The sequence below is a fragment of the Nocardia brasiliensis genome, from assembly GCF_042691675.1.
Classification (GTDB): Bacteria; Actinomycetota; Actinomycetes; order Mycobacteriales; family Mycobacteriaceae; genus Nocardia; species Nocardia brasiliensis_D.
Genome location: NZ_CP170507.1, coordinates 2,607,382 through 2,621,485, shown reverse-complemented (window position 1 = coordinate 2,621,485; position 14,104 = coordinate 2,607,382). Strand labels below are relative to the sequence as shown.

10 protein-coding genes are annotated in these 14,104 nt (G+C 68.5%); 6 read left to right on the top strand and 4 right to left on the bottom strand.

The features are described 5' to 3' along the window. Positions 1-47: 47 nt before the first annotated feature. On the bottom strand, positions 48-1,325 hold the full coding sequence (locus tag ACFK0J_RS12220; protein WP_378739481.1) for an adenosylmethionine--8-amino-7-oxononanoate transaminase: 1,278 nt from the start codon (positions 1,323-1,325) through the stop codon (positions 48-50). A gap of 169 nt (positions 1,326-1,494) precedes the next feature. Between ACFK0J_RS12220 and ACFK0J_RS12215 the strand changes: the two genes are divergently transcribed. From ACFK0J_RS12215 to treY, 3 genes are all read left to right on the top strand, one after another. After that, complete coding sequence (locus ACFK0J_RS12215; protein WP_378739478.1) at positions 1,495-2,439, top strand: GNAT family N-acetyltransferase; 945 nt, start codon at positions 1,495-1,497, stop codon at positions 2,437-2,439. Between the two features lie 245 nt (positions 2,440-2,684). Then, the gene (gene glgX / locus ACFK0J_RS12210) at positions 2,685-4,805 is read left to right on the top strand and encodes a glycogen debranching protein GlgX (protein WP_378739476.1); all 2,121 of its coding nucleotides are present in this window, start codon (positions 2,685-2,687) and stop codon (positions 4,803-4,805) included. 11 nt (positions 4,806-4,816) lie between these two features. Then, a complete protein-coding gene (gene treY, locus ACFK0J_RS12205; RefSeq protein WP_378739474.1) occupies positions 4,817-7,249 on the top strand; it encodes a malto-oligosyltrehalose synthase in 2,433 nt (810 codons plus the stop codon). On the opposite strand, the gene ACFK0J_RS12200 is transcribed toward treY, so the two are convergent. Further along, the gene (locus ACFK0J_RS12200; protein ID WP_378739472.1) at positions 7,235-8,377 is read right to left on the bottom strand and encodes a DUF2235 domain-containing protein; all 1,143 of its coding nucleotides are present in this window, start codon (positions 8,375-8,377) and stop codon (positions 7,235-7,237) included. The genes treY and ACFK0J_RS12200 overlap by 15 nt on opposite strands. 139 nt (positions 8,378-8,516) lie before the next feature. Further along, positions 8,517-9,128, bottom strand: coding sequence for an MspA family porin (locus tag ACFK0J_RS12195; protein WP_378739469.1), 612 nt, complete (start codon positions 9,126-9,128; stop codon positions 8,517-8,519). Between the two features lie 120 nt (positions 9,129-9,248). Between ACFK0J_RS12195 and ACFK0J_RS12190 the strand changes: the two genes are divergently transcribed. After that, positions 9,249-11,939 (top strand): AAA family ATPase, encoded by a 2,691-nt coding sequence (locus ACFK0J_RS12190; protein WP_378739467.1) that lies wholly within the window; start codon positions 9,249-9,251, stop codon positions 11,937-11,939. Here ACFK0J_RS12190 and ACFK0J_RS12185 read toward each other — a convergent pair. Beyond that, positions 11,936-12,166, bottom strand: a complete 231-nt coding sequence (locus ACFK0J_RS12185; protein WP_378739465.1) for a hypothetical protein — start codon at positions 12,164-12,166, stop codon at positions 11,936-11,938. The two genes, ACFK0J_RS12190 and ACFK0J_RS12185, sit on opposite strands and share 4 nt — an antisense overlap. A gap of 87 nt (positions 12,167-12,253) precedes the next feature. Between ACFK0J_RS12185 and ACFK0J_RS12180 the strand changes: the two genes are divergently transcribed. Together ACFK0J_RS12180 and ilvA are read left to right on the top strand one after the other, a co-directional pair. Beyond that, positions 12,254-12,688, top strand: a complete 435-nt coding sequence (locus ACFK0J_RS12180; protein WP_378739462.1) for a nitroreductase family deazaflavin-dependent oxidoreductase — start codon at positions 12,254-12,256, stop codon at positions 12,686-12,688. 60 nt (positions 12,689-12,748) lie between these two features. Next, positions 12,749-14,104: a threonine ammonia-lyase IlvA gene (ilvA, locus tag ACFK0J_RS12175; protein WP_378739460.1), complete on the top strand. Its 1,356-nt coding sequence runs from the start codon at positions 12,749-12,751 to the stop codon at positions 14,102-14,104.

Here is a 14,104-nt window from a genome sequence, read left to right as displayed (position 1 = left end):
ACTTGAACGCCGTTCAAGAAGTACATACAAGCCCGCCGCGCCCGGCCTCAGACCGACTGCGCCGCGACCGCCGCGCGCATCCCGGCGGTGATCGCCGCGACCTCCTCGGCGGTGCTGATGAACGGCGGCATGGTGTACACGAGATTCCGGAATGGCCGCAGCCACACGCCCGCGCCGATGGCGGCAGCCGTCGCGGTCCGCATATCCACCGGCCGGTCGAGCTCGATCACCCCGATCGCGCCGAGTACCCGCGCTTCGACGACACCGGGCAGGTCACGCAGCGGAGCGAGCCCCGCTTCCAGCGCGGATTCGATCCGCGCCACGTCGCCGCGCCAGTCGCCCGACCGCAGCAGTTCGATCGAGGCCACCGCGACCGCGCAGGCCAGTGGGTTGCCCATGAAGGTGGGCCCGTGCATCAACCCGCCATGTCCCGCGCTGATCGTCTCGGCGATCAGCGTGGTGCACAGCGCGGCGGCCAGCGTGAGGTAGCCGCCGGTCAATGCCTTGCCGACGCACATCACGTCCGGACTCACGCCGACCTGATCGGCCGCGAAAAACGTTCCGGTGCGGCCGAATCCGGTGGCGATCTCATCGAAGACGAGCAACACACCGTGCTCGTCGCACAGCCTGCGCAGATCGGTCAGATAGCGCGGGTGATGCCATCGCATCCCGCCCGCGCCTTGCACCACGGGCTCCACGATGACCGCCGCGAGTTCGTCGGCGTTGGCGCTGATCATGCGCGCCAACTCCGCGACATACTCGGGCCGATAGTCGCGCGGCGGCATCGGCGCGAAGAGTTGGTCGACCAGCACGTCGGTCCACAGCGAGTGCATGCCGCCCGTCGGGTCGCACACGCTCATCGGGGTGAACGTGTCGCCGTGATAGCCGCCGCGCCAGGTGAGCAGCCGCCGCTTCGCGGGCTTGTCGTGGCAGCGCCAGTACTGCAGGCACATTTTCACGGCGACCTCGATCGACACCGAGCCCGAGTCGCACAGGAACACCTTGTCCAGACCGGCGGGTGTGAGCGCGACCAGCAGCTCGGCCAGGCGCGCGGCGGGTTCATGGGTGAGGCCGCCGAACATCACATGGCTCATCCGCTGCGATTGCGCCACCAGCGCGGCATCCAGCACCGGGTGCCGGTAACCGTGGATGGCGGCCCACCAGGAGCTCATTCCGTCGATCACTTCCCGGCCGTCGGCGAGGGTGAGCCGGGTGCCGGCGGCTTCGGCGACCACCAGCGGCTCGGTGGTCGCGGGGAACCCGCCGTAGGGGTGCCACACATGCTCGGCATCGAGGGCGGTGATCTCGTCAAGGGTCAGTGCCACAGGAATCCTTGCGGTCGAGCGACGGCCCCGGCGTAGCCGACGGGCTTGAACGGCGTTCAAGTTACCACTGGAGCTGGGTGCGAAAGTCAGCTGCGGGAATTCCTGTTGCTCGGCAGCCTGCGAGGCTATTCTTTGACTAAGTCAACGATCAATGCCGAACGGAGCCCTCGTGACCACTGTCACCGCCACGGATGTCGCCGCAGTCCGGGAATTCAACCGCCGCTACACCAAGGTCATCGGCGCACTCCGAGAAGGGCTGCTGGACAGCGAATACTCGCTGACCGAGGTCCGAATCCTGTTCGAGCTGGCCAACTCCGGCACCGCCGAAGTGGTAACACTGCGGCAGACATTGGATCTCGACGCCGGATACCTCAGCCGCATCCTGACCCGCTTCGAGAATGCGGGCCTGGTGCGGCGCAACCGCTCCGACAGCGACGCCCGCCGCCAAGAGGTTCGGCTCACCACCCGAGGCAAGGAAATATTCGCCGTGCTCGACCAGCGCTCCAGCGACGAAATCGGCTACCTGCTCAACGCCAAACCACCCGCCGCGCGGGCCCGCCTGGTCACCGCCATGCGGACCATCCAGCAGGTCCTGGACCATCCCGCTAATGCGGCGGCGGCGCCACCGTTCGTCATCAGGACGCCGAAGCCCGGCGACTACGGCTGGATCATCGAACGGCACGGCAGGCTGTACGCCGACGAATACAGTTGGGACGGAACGTATGAGGAACTGATCGTGCGCATCGTCGCCGACTATCTCAACGCGCACGACGAGCAGCGCGAGCATGCCTGGATCGCCGAATCCGGCGGCGAACCGGTGGGCAGCATCTGCTGCGTCGCCGAGAGCGAGACCACGGCGCGATTGCGGCTGCTGCTGGTCGAGCCCACCGCCCGCGGTCTCGGCGTCGGGTCCGCGCTGGTCGAGGAATGCTTGCGCTTCGCAACCGCGGCAGGGTACCGCGAAATGGTGCTGTGGACCGTCGACGTCCTCACCGCGGCCCGGAAAATTTACCAGCGGGCCGGTTTCGAGCTCGTCGAAGAAAGCCCGCAGCACAGCTGGGGGGCCGATGTGATCGGTCAGACCTGGCGACGGTCGCTCGGGACACCCGCGTAAGGGGGAGCAGCCGCGGGCACGTGCGCCCCGCGGCCCACTCGCCCTGGCATTGCTGTGGGATTACCAGGACGGCTACCTCGCCGGGATCCCACGCTGGGCGCAGCGCGCTGTGTTGGGCGGGCTGGCCCGCTCGGCCGTCCGGCTCGGCTACCGGCAGCGCTGGCTGGATACCACCCGACCCCGCTGACCTCCCGGTCGCAACCGTCCGCGCCGAGCAAAACGCCGCTGCCGCTAATGTCATTGCTATGGCTCAGCCCGACGCAGCGTCCGGTGACGCGACACCACTCGGTGTGTGGCCCGGCACCGCCTATCCGCTGGGTGCGACCTACGACGGGGCGGGCACCAACTTCTCGGTGTTCTCCGAGGTTGCCGACGCCGTCGAGTTGTGCCTGATCGCCCGGGACGGCACCGAATCCCGGATTCAGCTCGACGAGGTGGACGGGTATGTCTGGCATGCCTATCTGCCAGCGGTCGGACCCGGTCAGCGCTACGGATTCCGCGTGCACGGTCCGTACGATCCGGAGCACGGATTGCGTTGCGACTCGAGCAAACTATTGCTCGACCCGTACGGCAAGGCGTTCGACGGCGAATTCGACAACCATCCGTCGCTGTACACGCACGGCCTGGATTCACTCGGCCACACCATGGCGGGCGTGGTGATCAACCCGTACTTCGATTGGGGCACCGACCGCGCGCCGAACCGGCCGTACCACGAGACGGTGATCTACGAGGCGCACGTCAAGGGCATGACCGCCACCCATCCCGACGTCCCGGAAGAGTTGCGCGGCACCTACTCCGGCATCGCGCACCCCGCCATCATCGAACACCTGAAAGGCTTGGGCGTCACCGCGATCGAGCTGATGCCGGTGCACCAGTTCCTGCACGACAGCGTGCTGCTGGACCAGGGGCTGCGAAACTACTGGGGCTACAACAGTTTCGGCTACCTGGCCCCGCACAACGAGTACGCCGCCATCAAACGCGCCGACTCCGCGGTGACCGAGTTCAAGGCGATGGTGCGCGCACTGCACGCCGAGGGCATCGAGGTGATCCTCGACGTGGTCTACAACCACACCGCCGAGGGCAACCACCGCGGTCCGACCCTCAGCTTCCGCGGCATCGACAACGCCGCCTACTACCGCCTGCTCGACGATGATCCGTCGCACTACATGGATTACACCGGCACCGGCAACAGCTTGAACGTGCGCCACCCGCACACGTTGCAGCTGATCATGGACTCGTTGCGCTACTGGGTGCTGGACATGCACGTCGACGGTTTCCGCTTCGATCTGGCCGCGACGCTGGCCCGCGAGCTGCACGACGTCGACCGGCTGTCCACGTTCTTCGATCTGGTGCAACAGGATCCGGTGGTCAGCCAGGTGAAGCTGATCGCGGAGCCGTGGGACGTCGGCGAGGGCGGATACCAGGTCGGCAACTTCCCCGGACTATGGACCGAGTGGAACGGCAAATACCGCGACACCGTGCGCGACTATTGGCGCGGCGTGCCGGCGACCCTGGGCGAGTTCGCCTCTCGGCTCACCGGCTCCTCGGATCTGTACGAGGCCACCGGGCGCAGGCCGAGCGCGAGCATCAACTTCATCACCGCGCACGACGGCTTCACACTGCGCGACCTGGTGTCCTACAACGAGAAACACAACGAGGCGAACGGCGAGGACAACCGCGACGGGGAGAGCTGGAACCGATCGTGGAACTGCGGCGTCGAAGGCCCCACCGACGACCCGGACATCCTCGCCCTGCGGGCCAGGCAGAGCCGCAACCTGCTGGCCACGCTGGTGCTCAGCCAGGGCGTGCCGATGCTCGCGCACGGCGACGAAATGGGCCGCACCCAGCACGGAAACAACAATGTGTACTGTCAGGACTCCCCGCTGGCCTGGATGGATTGGTCACTGATGGAAGAGAATTCGGACCTGCTCGAATTCACCCGCACCGTGATCGCGCTGCGTACCGAGCATCCCATCTTCCGGCGTCGCCGCTTCCTCGACGGCAGGCCGGTGCGGTCGAAGGACCGCGCGCGCGACATCGCCTGGCTCACCCCGGAGGGCGCGGAGATGACCACCGCGGACTGGGACAGCGGCTTCGGCAAGTCGCTGACCGTGTTCCTCAACGGTAAAGGCATCCACGAACCCGGCCCGCGCGGCGAGCGGATTACCGACGACTCGTTCCTGCTGTGCTTCAACGCCCACGACGAGGCGATGGACTTCACCTTGCCCGGCACCGACTACGGCCTGGAATGGACTGTCGCGCTGGACTGCTCGACCCCGACCGGTTCGGCCGACGCGAGCTACCCCGCGGCGGCCACGATTCCGGTCGAATCCCGCTGCCTGCTCGTCCTCCGTCACGCCGGATGACCCGAACGCCCATGACGACACCCGAACCCCCCGAGACGCACGTGACCGATCCGCTCTCGCTGCGCCGCACACCGGCCAGGCCGACGACGATCCGCAGCACCTATCGACTCCAGCTGCGCCCTGACGCGCTGACCTTTGGCGACGCCCGCGCGATCGCCGAATACCTACAGCAGCTGGGTATTTCGCACCTGTACCTGTCACCCATCCTCACCGCGACGCACGGTTCGACGCACGGCTACGACGTCACCGACCCCACTACGGTGTCGGCCGCGCTCGGCGGCCCCATCGGCCTCAAGGCCCTGTCCGACGAAGTGCGCAGTCGCGGCATGGGTTTGCTCGTCGACCTGGTGCCCAACCACGTCGGGGTGGCCGATCCGCGGCAGAACCCGTGGTGGTGGGATGTGCTGCGCAACGGCCGCGAATCGGCGTTCGCGCACTACTTCGACATCGACTGGAGCCCGGGCAACGGCGCGGGCGGACGACTGGCCCTTCCGGTGCTGCAGAGCGACAACGACCCGGCGGCACTCACCGTCGACCGGTCCGGCCCGGAACCCATGCTGGCACTGCATGATCTGCGCTTCCCCATCGCGCCGGGCACCGACGGTGACAACGCGCTGCGCATCCACGACAAGCAGCACTACCGCCTGGTGAGCTGGAAGGCGGGCGTGTGCACCTACCGCCGGTTCTTCGCGGTCAGCAGCCTCGCCGCGATCCGCCAGGAGGACCCGGAGGTCTTCGAGGCCACCCACCGCGAACTCGCCGCCTGGTGCGAGCACGACCTCATCGACGGCGTGCGGATCGACCACCCGGACGGATTGTCCTACCCCGCCGCCTATCTCGCGCGGGTGCGCAGGCTGATCGGCCCGCACCGGCTGCTGCTGGTGGAGAAGATCCTGGCCAACCGGGAGCCGCTCGACGCGACGCTGCCGGTCGACGGCACCACCGGCTACGACGCGCTCGCCGACTTCGGCGGCGTCCTCATCGACCCGGACGGCGAGCAAGCGCTGACCGAGCTGTCGAAGAAGGTGGCCGGGCACGGCAGCGACCGCGCCTGGATCGGCGAGACCGAGCACCGGATCAAGCGGGCGGTCGCGGAAAGCATTCTGGCGCCCGAGGTCCGCCGCCTGGTCGCGGCGATCAAGCGGGACGCCGCCGCGGAGAGCTTCGACACCATGGCGATGACCAACGCCACCATCGAGGTGCTCGCCTTCATGCCGGTGTACCGGGCCGACTACGCGCCGCTGGCCGGCATGATCGGCGCCGTCATCGCCGAGGTGGAGAAGCGCAACAGCGAACTCACCGCCCCGCTCGCGGTGCTGGTCACCGCGCTCGCCTCGGACGGCGAGGCCGCGGTCCGGTTCAGCCAGGTCTGCGGCGCGGTCACCGCGAAGGCGGTCGAGGACACCATGTTCTATCAGGCCGCCCGGCTGGTCTCCTTGCAGGAGGTCGGCGGCAACCCGGCCCGGTTCGGCCACTCGCTCAACGAGTTCCACCTGTCCAACAGCGAACGCGCGCAGCGCTGGCCCGCGACCATGACCACGCTGTCCACCCACGACACCAAGCGCGGCGAGGACGTGCGCGCCCGGATCGGCGTGCTCTCCCAGGCGGCCGACACCTGGGCGCAGAATGTCGAATCGTGGGAGGAGACCACCCCGGGACCGGACGGCGCCACCACATTGTTCTTGTTGCAGAACATGTTCGGGGTGTGGCCCGCCGACGGCCGCCCCGCCGCCTCGGTCCCCGGCTTGCGGGAACGGCTGCATCTGTTCGCCGAGAAGTCGATTCGCGAGGCAGGCACCAAAACCTCTTGGGAGGAACCGGATGCCGACTTCGAGTCCGCCGTGCACAGCTGGATCGACGCGGTGATCGACGGCCCGGTCGGCTCCGAACTCGGCGACCTGGTGCACGAGCTGGCCCCGCACGCGTGGTCGGACGCGTTGTCGCAGAAGCTGCTCCAGCTCTGCGGACCCGGCATCCCGGACATCTACCAGGGCTGCGAGCTGTGGGAAGACACCCTTGTCGATCCCGACAACCGCCGCCCGGTGGACTTCGCGGTGCGCGCGGGCATGCTGCAATCACTCACCGGCACACCCGCTTTGGACACCACCGGCGCAGCGAAGATGTGGATCGTCGCGTACGCGCTGTGGCTGCGTAGGGAACGCCCCGACTGCTTTGTCGGGGGCACCTACCTGCCGCTGTTCGCCACCGGCGAGCAGGCGAGCAGGTTGGTGTCCTACGCCCGGGGCCGCCTCGGTGCGGCCCCGGAGGTGATCGTCGCGGCCACCCGGCACAGCGTCGGACTCGCCGAAACCGGCTGGGGTGATACGACTCTCGATCTCCCACAAGGGAACTGGACGGACCGGCTCACCGGACACACTTTCCAGGGCCGGGCTCGGCTGGAGAAGCTGTTCGCTCGGCTGCCCGTCGCCCTACTGGTGCGCTGAGACCCGGCTGACCTTCTCGAGCAGTTCCTCGGGGAACATGCCGCCGAGCCGCTCGCGCCACCGTTGCAGGTTCGGCGGATCGTAATCGTCGGCCTCGTTGACCAGCGAGGCCAACCGGATGCCCTGCTCGTGCCCGTTGGCCAGCTGCCGCCAGGAGTCCAGGTAGAACCGCTGGCTGCGCGGATTGCGCATGGTGCGCAACAGGTTCAGGACGCGGTAGCCGACGCCGAGCGAGGGATGCCGAAGCATGTGCTTATCGCCCCAGACCTTGCAGTTCTCGGACAGTTGCTCCAACCGCTCCCGGTCGAAGGCGAGCCCGACCGACTCGGCCTCCCGCACCATCCAGTGCAAGGTGATGTCGGAGAGTCCGCATTCCTTGTATCCGCCACCGATATCGCTGTGCACCCCCTCGAACCACACCTGCTTGACCCGCTGGAATCCCCTGCGGTACTTCACCTTCGTCTCCACCGGCACCTCCCAGAGGCACGGCTCGAAATTGCGCCGCCGCTCATCGATGGCCAGCGCCTGCCTGGCGCAGTGCACCGTCGGCGCGAGCTTGACGTCGTGGAACTTGTACCGCAGCGAGGTCACCCCGGGCACGCCGAGCGCGCCGACGGTGTCGAAGACGCCGAGGAAGTCGATCTTGGGGACGTCCTGGTGACAATACTTTGTGCGGAAGTCGGTCCAGCGCTGCGGGATCGTGCCGTCGGCCGGCGGCACCTCCTGATGGATCGCCAGCGCTTCCGGATACTTCCCGCCGATCATGGCCTCCGGGGTGAGGATCCCGATGCGGTCGATCAAACCGGCCAGGCTGCGCGCGGTGAACGCGCCGCGGCTGAAACCGAAGATGTAGATCTGGTCGCCCGGCTCCCAGTTCAGGGCCAGGTGCCAGTACGCGGATGACAGATTCGCCTCGAGTCCGAGCCCGAACGCGCCCCCCATCAGCCGGTCGGCGAGGAAGCCGCGGGCACCGGGCCCGGATACATAGGTGACCCACTGCTGGATCATCTCCCCCGTCGGACCCGGCGCGTCGAACCGGATCGTCTGCGCGATCTTGATGATGTTCGATACCGTGCTGCTCGACTCTGCTTTCCAGGTGCCGTCACAACACACGACCAGGCGTTTCATGGCCCCCATCCTCCCGCCGGAATCCTGCTGAAACCCGCGTACTCGACTACTCGAATCATCGAGCACGCACGGGCCGACGTTAATGAAAAACGCCTGTTTCAACAGGTAGCCGCTCCGACGGGCGGCCGGACGGAAGCGCTTACAGCCAGGTCGGGTCGCCGAACACGGCGCCGGAATCGTCGACCTCCGGCGATTTGAAATCGACGTAGGCGTACTGCCGGATGGTGACCGGGCCGGTGCAGGAGTTCACCTTGATGTGGAAGTCGCGGAAGCTGAGGTAGACCAGCTTGCCCGGGACCATCTCCTTCTCGGCGATCGCGACCTCGCCGACGTCGCCGGGGGCGAGGTTCAGGGTGGCGACCGGGTCCGGGTTGAAGGCGGGCGTCTGGCTGATGATGACGTCGGGTGTCGCGCCGAGCGTGGTCGCGCCGATGGTCACCGCGCAGCCGACGTGGTAACCGATCCGGACCTTGCCCGCGGTCGCGCCCTCGACCCGGCCGTAGGCGATCGAACTGACCAGCGCTTCCCGGGTGGTCCCCATGAAGTTCAACGGCGGCAGCCGGTTGATGTACTCGTCCCTGCTGCCGACGGTGAATTTCTTCCCGCCGCCACCCGGCGGGACGAACGACTTCTCGTGCGGCGGCATGCTGATGATCTCGGCGTCCACCGCCGGCGCGAAGGCAGCCACGGACGCATAGGCCATGACGACGCCCGCCAGTGCCTGGACCGCCCTTTTCCCGTTCGACGCCATAGTCTCGAACCTTAGTAGCCGATCGCTATACATCCGGCTTACGACACGACGCTTACCGCGAACCGATCGCTGCCCCGGCAAGGGCTGAACGTTTGTCCAGCAGACCGCTACGGTGTGGGCATGCTCCATGGACGCGCAGCCGAACAAGCACACATCGATCGGCTGCTCGCGGCGGCCAGGGACGGCCGGAGCAGCGCGCTGGTGCTGCGCGGCGAACCGGGCATCGGCAAGACGGCGCTGCTGGATTATGCCGCCGCCCAAGGCGTTCCGACGGTGCGCAGCGCGGGCATCGAGTCCGAGGCCGAATTGCCGTTCGCCGGACTGCATCTGCTGGTACGTCCCGGCATGGCACTGCTGGACACACTGCCCGAGCGACAGCGCGCGGCGTTGCGCGGCGCTTTCGGTCTGGCCCAACAGGATCCGGGCGATCGCATGCTGATCGGCCTGGCCGTGCTGTCGCTGCTGGCCGAGGAGGCGGCCGACGGGCCGCTGCTCTGCGTGATCGACGACGCGCATTGGCTCGACCGGGCGACCGCGGAAACCCTGCTGTTCGCGGCGCGCCGCCTGGACTCCGAAGGCGTGGTGATGATCTTCGCGAGCCGTCCCGGCGCGGACGACTTCCCCGCGCCCGGCCTGCCCGAGCTGATGCTCACCGGGCTGCCGCAGGAAGCGGCCGCCGCCATGGTGGACAGTCGCGACCCGGACCTGTCGCCGGTGCTGAGATATCGGTTGCTCAGCGAGGCCGGTGGCAATCCACTGGCCTTGCGTGAGCTGCCCGCCGTGCTCGCGGCGGAATCGGCTGGCACGGGGCCGAATCCGCTGCCGCTGACCCAGCGGCTCCAGGTCGCCTTCCACGGTCAGGCGAGCAGGCTGCCGACGCGTACCCGATTGCTGCTGCTGGTCGCCGCCGCCGCGAGCACCGCCGAACTCGCCACGGTGCTGCGCGCGGGCGCGGCACTCGACGCGCACCTACCCGATCTGCAGCCCGCCGAGGACGCGGCGCTGGTGCACAGTGACGGACGAACACTGACCTTCCGGCATCCGCTGTTGCGCTCGGCGGTGTATCAGGGTGCGCCGCTGGCCCAGCGGCTCGCCGTGCACCGCGCCCTCGCCGACGCGCTCACCGCGCCCGAGGACGCCGATTTGCGCGCCTGGCATCTGGCCTCGGCGGCCACCGGCCCGGACGACACCACCGCGGCCGCCCTGGAGGACACCGCCGATCGGGTGCGTCAGCGCAGCGGATACCACGGTGCGGTCGCGGCCTACGAGCGCGCCGCCGGGCTCAGCACCAACGCGGCGGACCGGGTGCGCAGGCTGGTGCTGGCCGCCGAGACCGCCGGGGAGACCGGCCTGCCCGATCTGGCCAGGCAACTGGCCGAACGCGCGGCCGCCCAGACGACCGATCCGCTGGTGCTGGCACGGCTCGACCTGGTCCGCGGCGTCGCGGAATTCGGGGCGGGCAAGCCACTTTCGGCGCATCGACTGTTGCTCGGCGCCGCGGCGGCGGTGCGCGAGTCCGAACCGCTGCGGGCGGCCCGCATCCTCATCCAGGCCGTGCACACCGCTTGGTATCTCGGTGCGCCGGAAGTGGCGGAAGTCGGTGCTGCCCTGACGGCGCTATCGCTGCCCGACACCACTCCGATGGCGCCCATCGCGCGATGCCTCGTCGCGTCGATGACCGGCAGGTACACCATCGATCTGCGGGTGGCCGCCGCCACGGCCAGGGACGCGGGCGCGGACAGTCCCCGAGACCTGGTGCAGATGTGCGGGATGGGGTTCGTGGTCGGTCAGGACGACCAGGTCGCCGAGCTGGCGGCCGAGCTCATCGCCGAATGCCGCGAGCAAGGCAGGATCGCGCTGCTGCCCACGCTGCTGTTCTTCCGCGCCGAGGCCGAGGCGTTCCTCGGTCGACCGGGTGAGGGCCGCGTCGCCGCGACCGAAGGACTGCGGATCGCCACCGACCTCGGGCACGGCCAGTGGATCAGCCAGCTGTCGGCGTTCCTGGCGTATCTGGCCGCGTTGGAAGGGCGGGCGCAGGAATGCCGGGAAATGGTCGATCGAGCACTGGCCGAGGAGTTCGGCGGCGGCGCGGCGCCCGGTGCGACATGGACTCAGCTCGCCCTCGGTCTGCTGGACCTGGGGCTCGGCAAGGTCGACAGTGCGCTGGCCCGACTGGAACTGCTCACCGTGGAACCCGCGCGTCACCAGGTGGGCGGGCTCCGTGCGCTGCCCGACCTGATCGAGGCGGCGGTCCGGCTCGGCGATCCGAACCGTGCGGGCGACGCGCTCGACCGGCTGACCGAGTGGGCCGCGACCGCGCGACAGGACTGGATCGCGGCGCTGGCCGCTCGCTGCCGCGCTCTCACCGCCGCCGACGCCGAAGCCGAACAGCACTATCTCGCGGCACTGCGGCTCGGCGGCCGTCCGTTCGAACAGGCGAGAACCCAACTGCTGTACGGCGAATGGTTGCGCCGCAATCGCCGCAAGGCGGACGCGCGGACCCAGCTCTCACCCGCGCTGGAAACCTTCGAACGGCTCGACGCGGGACCGTGGGCGGAGCGAACCCGCACCGAACTCGGGGCGCTCGGCGTCGGCACGGCGGCCAAGCCCGCGCACGGTGTGCTGGCCAGGCTGACGCCGCAGGAACTACAGATCGTGCGGCTCGCCGCGCAAGGCATGTCCAATCGAGATATCGCGGCGCAGCTGTTCCTGAGTCCGCGCACGGTCGGGCATCACCTCTACAAGGCGTATCCGAAGCTGGGTGTGTTGTCGCGAGGTGAGCTCGCGGATTTGCCGCTCGACGCGGCCTAGCGGCCGGTCCGGTCGGTCGCGCGACGCGCGACGGCCACTCCGGCCAGCCAGCGGGTTGCGCCCACCGCGGCCGCGACCAGCACCGCGATCTGCGGGGAGCCGGTGATCACGGCCAGGATCAGGCAGGTCAGCAGCCCGGCGGCGAGTGCCTCCAGCTTGTAGACCGGCCACGCACTACCCGCGATGTCGATGGTCGCGGAGCGGGCCGACGGGTGAACAACTGCCATCCAGTAAGGATATACGCACTGCGAAGTTCGGGCTACCGAACTTTGTGTCGCCGGGAACACAGTCGATTCGTCCCACGTTCCGCAGATATGCCACTGACAGGAGAGTACGAACCGAGCCCGTCCGCCATGGCCCGCGAACAGGTCGAGACAATCGAGAACTCCGGCGGCACCGAGGGCACCACGATGCAGGGCAAGCCGGTCATCCTGCTCACCACCAAGGGTGCGAAGTCCGGCAAGCTGCGCAAGACCCCGCTGATGCGGGTGGAGCACGACGGGGAATACGCGGTGGTCGCCTCGTTGGGCGGCGCGCCGAAGAACCCCGTCTGGTACTACAACATCAAGGCCGATCCGCACGTCGAGTTGCGCGACGGCACCGTGGTCAAGGATTACACCGCGCGCGAAGTCTTCGGTGACGAGCGCCAGCTGTGGTGGGACCGGGCCGTCGAGGTCTGGCCGGACTACGTGGAGTACACGAAGAAGACCGATCGCCAGATCCCGGTCTTCGTGCTGACCCCGCGATAACCAACCTGTCACTGCTACCCGCCGCGTCCGCCCGACGCGGCGGGTGGCAGCATATTTCGGGTGTCCAATCCGCTTGATGTCATCGACGCACTGTCCGCTTCTCGTCCCGCGCTGAGCGCGGACGAGATCGACGCTGCCGCCAAGCGAATTGCCGACATTATCGAGCCGACTCCGCTGCAGCGCAGCGAGCGGCTATCGCGGCTCACCGGAGCGAACGTCTACCTCAAGCGCGAGGACCTGTCCGCGGTCCGCTCCTACAAGCTGCGCGGCGCCTACAACCTGGTGATGCAGCTGACCGAGAGCGAGCGCGCCGCGGGTGTGGTCGCCGCCAGCGCGGGCAACCACGCGCAGGGGGTGGCCTTCGCCTGCCACGCGATGGGCATCAAGGGCCGCATCTACGTGCCGACCACCACCCCCAGGCAGAAGCGTGACCGGATCCGGGTGCACGGCGGCGAGTTCGTGCAGCTGATCGCCGTCGGGGAAACCTACGATGCCGCCGCGGCGGCGGCCGCCGCCGATGTCGAACGCACCGGCGCGACCATGGTGCCGCCGTTCGACGACGCGCGCACCGCGGCCGGACAGGGCACCATCGCACCGGAGATCCTGGAGCAGCTCGGTGGCTCGCCCGACCTGGTGGTGGTTCCGGTGGGTGGCGGCGGCTGCCTGGCCGGCGTCGGCACCTACCTGCGGGACCGATCGCCACGCACCGCGATTCTCGGCGTGGAACCGGCCGGCGCGGCCTCGATGACCGCGGCGTTGGTCGCGGGCGGGCCGGTGACGCTGCCGGAAATCGATCCGTTCGTCGACGGTGCCGCGGTGCGCCGGATCGGCAGGGTGCCGTTCGCGGCGGTCGCCAAGTTCGGCGGCCGGGTGGTCTCGCACGCCTCGCTGCCGTTACTGACCACCACCGAGTCCCCTAGCGGCGCGGGCTCTTTCCGGATGATGCAGGTCGACGAAGGGGCGATCTGCACGACCATGCTCGACCTGTACCAGAACGAGGGCATCATCGCCGAACCCGCGGGCGCGCTCGCGGTCACCGCGCTCAGCGAGCTCGCGGTGGAGCCCGGCTCGACGGTGGTCTGCCTGGTCTCCGGCGGCAACAACGATGTGTCGCGCTACGGCGAGATCATCGAGCGCTCACTGGTCCACCGCGGCCTGAAACACTATTTCCTGGTGGACTTTCCGCAAGAGCCGGGCGCGCTGCGACGCTTCCTGGACGAGGTACTCGGGCCGGACGACGACATCACCATGTTCGAATACGTCAAGCGGAACAACCGCGAAACCGGTTCGGCGCTGGTCGGTATCGAGCTCGGGACCCCGGATGGGTTGGGCCCGTTGCTGGTACGGATGGACGAGTCGCCGATCCAGTGCGAGCGGCTGGAGCCGGGCTCGCCCGCGTACCGCTACCTGACCTGA

Bases quoted from the DNA above. Each gene is read 5' to 3' on its own strand.
- glgX (WP_378739476.1), top strand. From the start codon at position 2,685: ATGGCTCAGCCCGACGCAGCGTCCGGTGACGCGACACCACTCGGTGTG.
- ACFK0J_RS12200 (WP_378739472.1), bottom strand. From the start codon at position 8,377: ATGAAACGCCTGGTCGTGTGTTGTGACGGCACCTGGAAAGCAGAGTCG.
- ACFK0J_RS12185 (WP_378739465.1), bottom strand. From the start codon at position 12,166: ATGGCAGTTGTTCACCCGTCGGCCCGCTCCGCGACCATCGACATCGCG.
- ACFK0J_RS12190 (WP_378739467.1), top strand. From the start codon at position 9,249: ATGCTCCATGGACGCGCAGCCGAACAAGCACACATCGATCGGCTGCTC.
- ACFK0J_RS12180 (WP_378739462.1), top strand. From the start codon at position 12,254: ATGCCACTGACAGGAGAGTACGAACCGAGCCCGTCCGCCATGGCCCGC.
- treY (WP_378739474.1), top strand. From the start codon at position 4,817: ATGACGACACCCGAACCCCCCGAGACGCACGTGACCGATCCGCTCTCG.
- ACFK0J_RS12195 (WP_378739469.1), bottom strand. From the start codon at position 9,128: ATGGCGTCGAACGGGAAAAGGGCGGTCCAGGCACTGGCGGGCGTCGTC.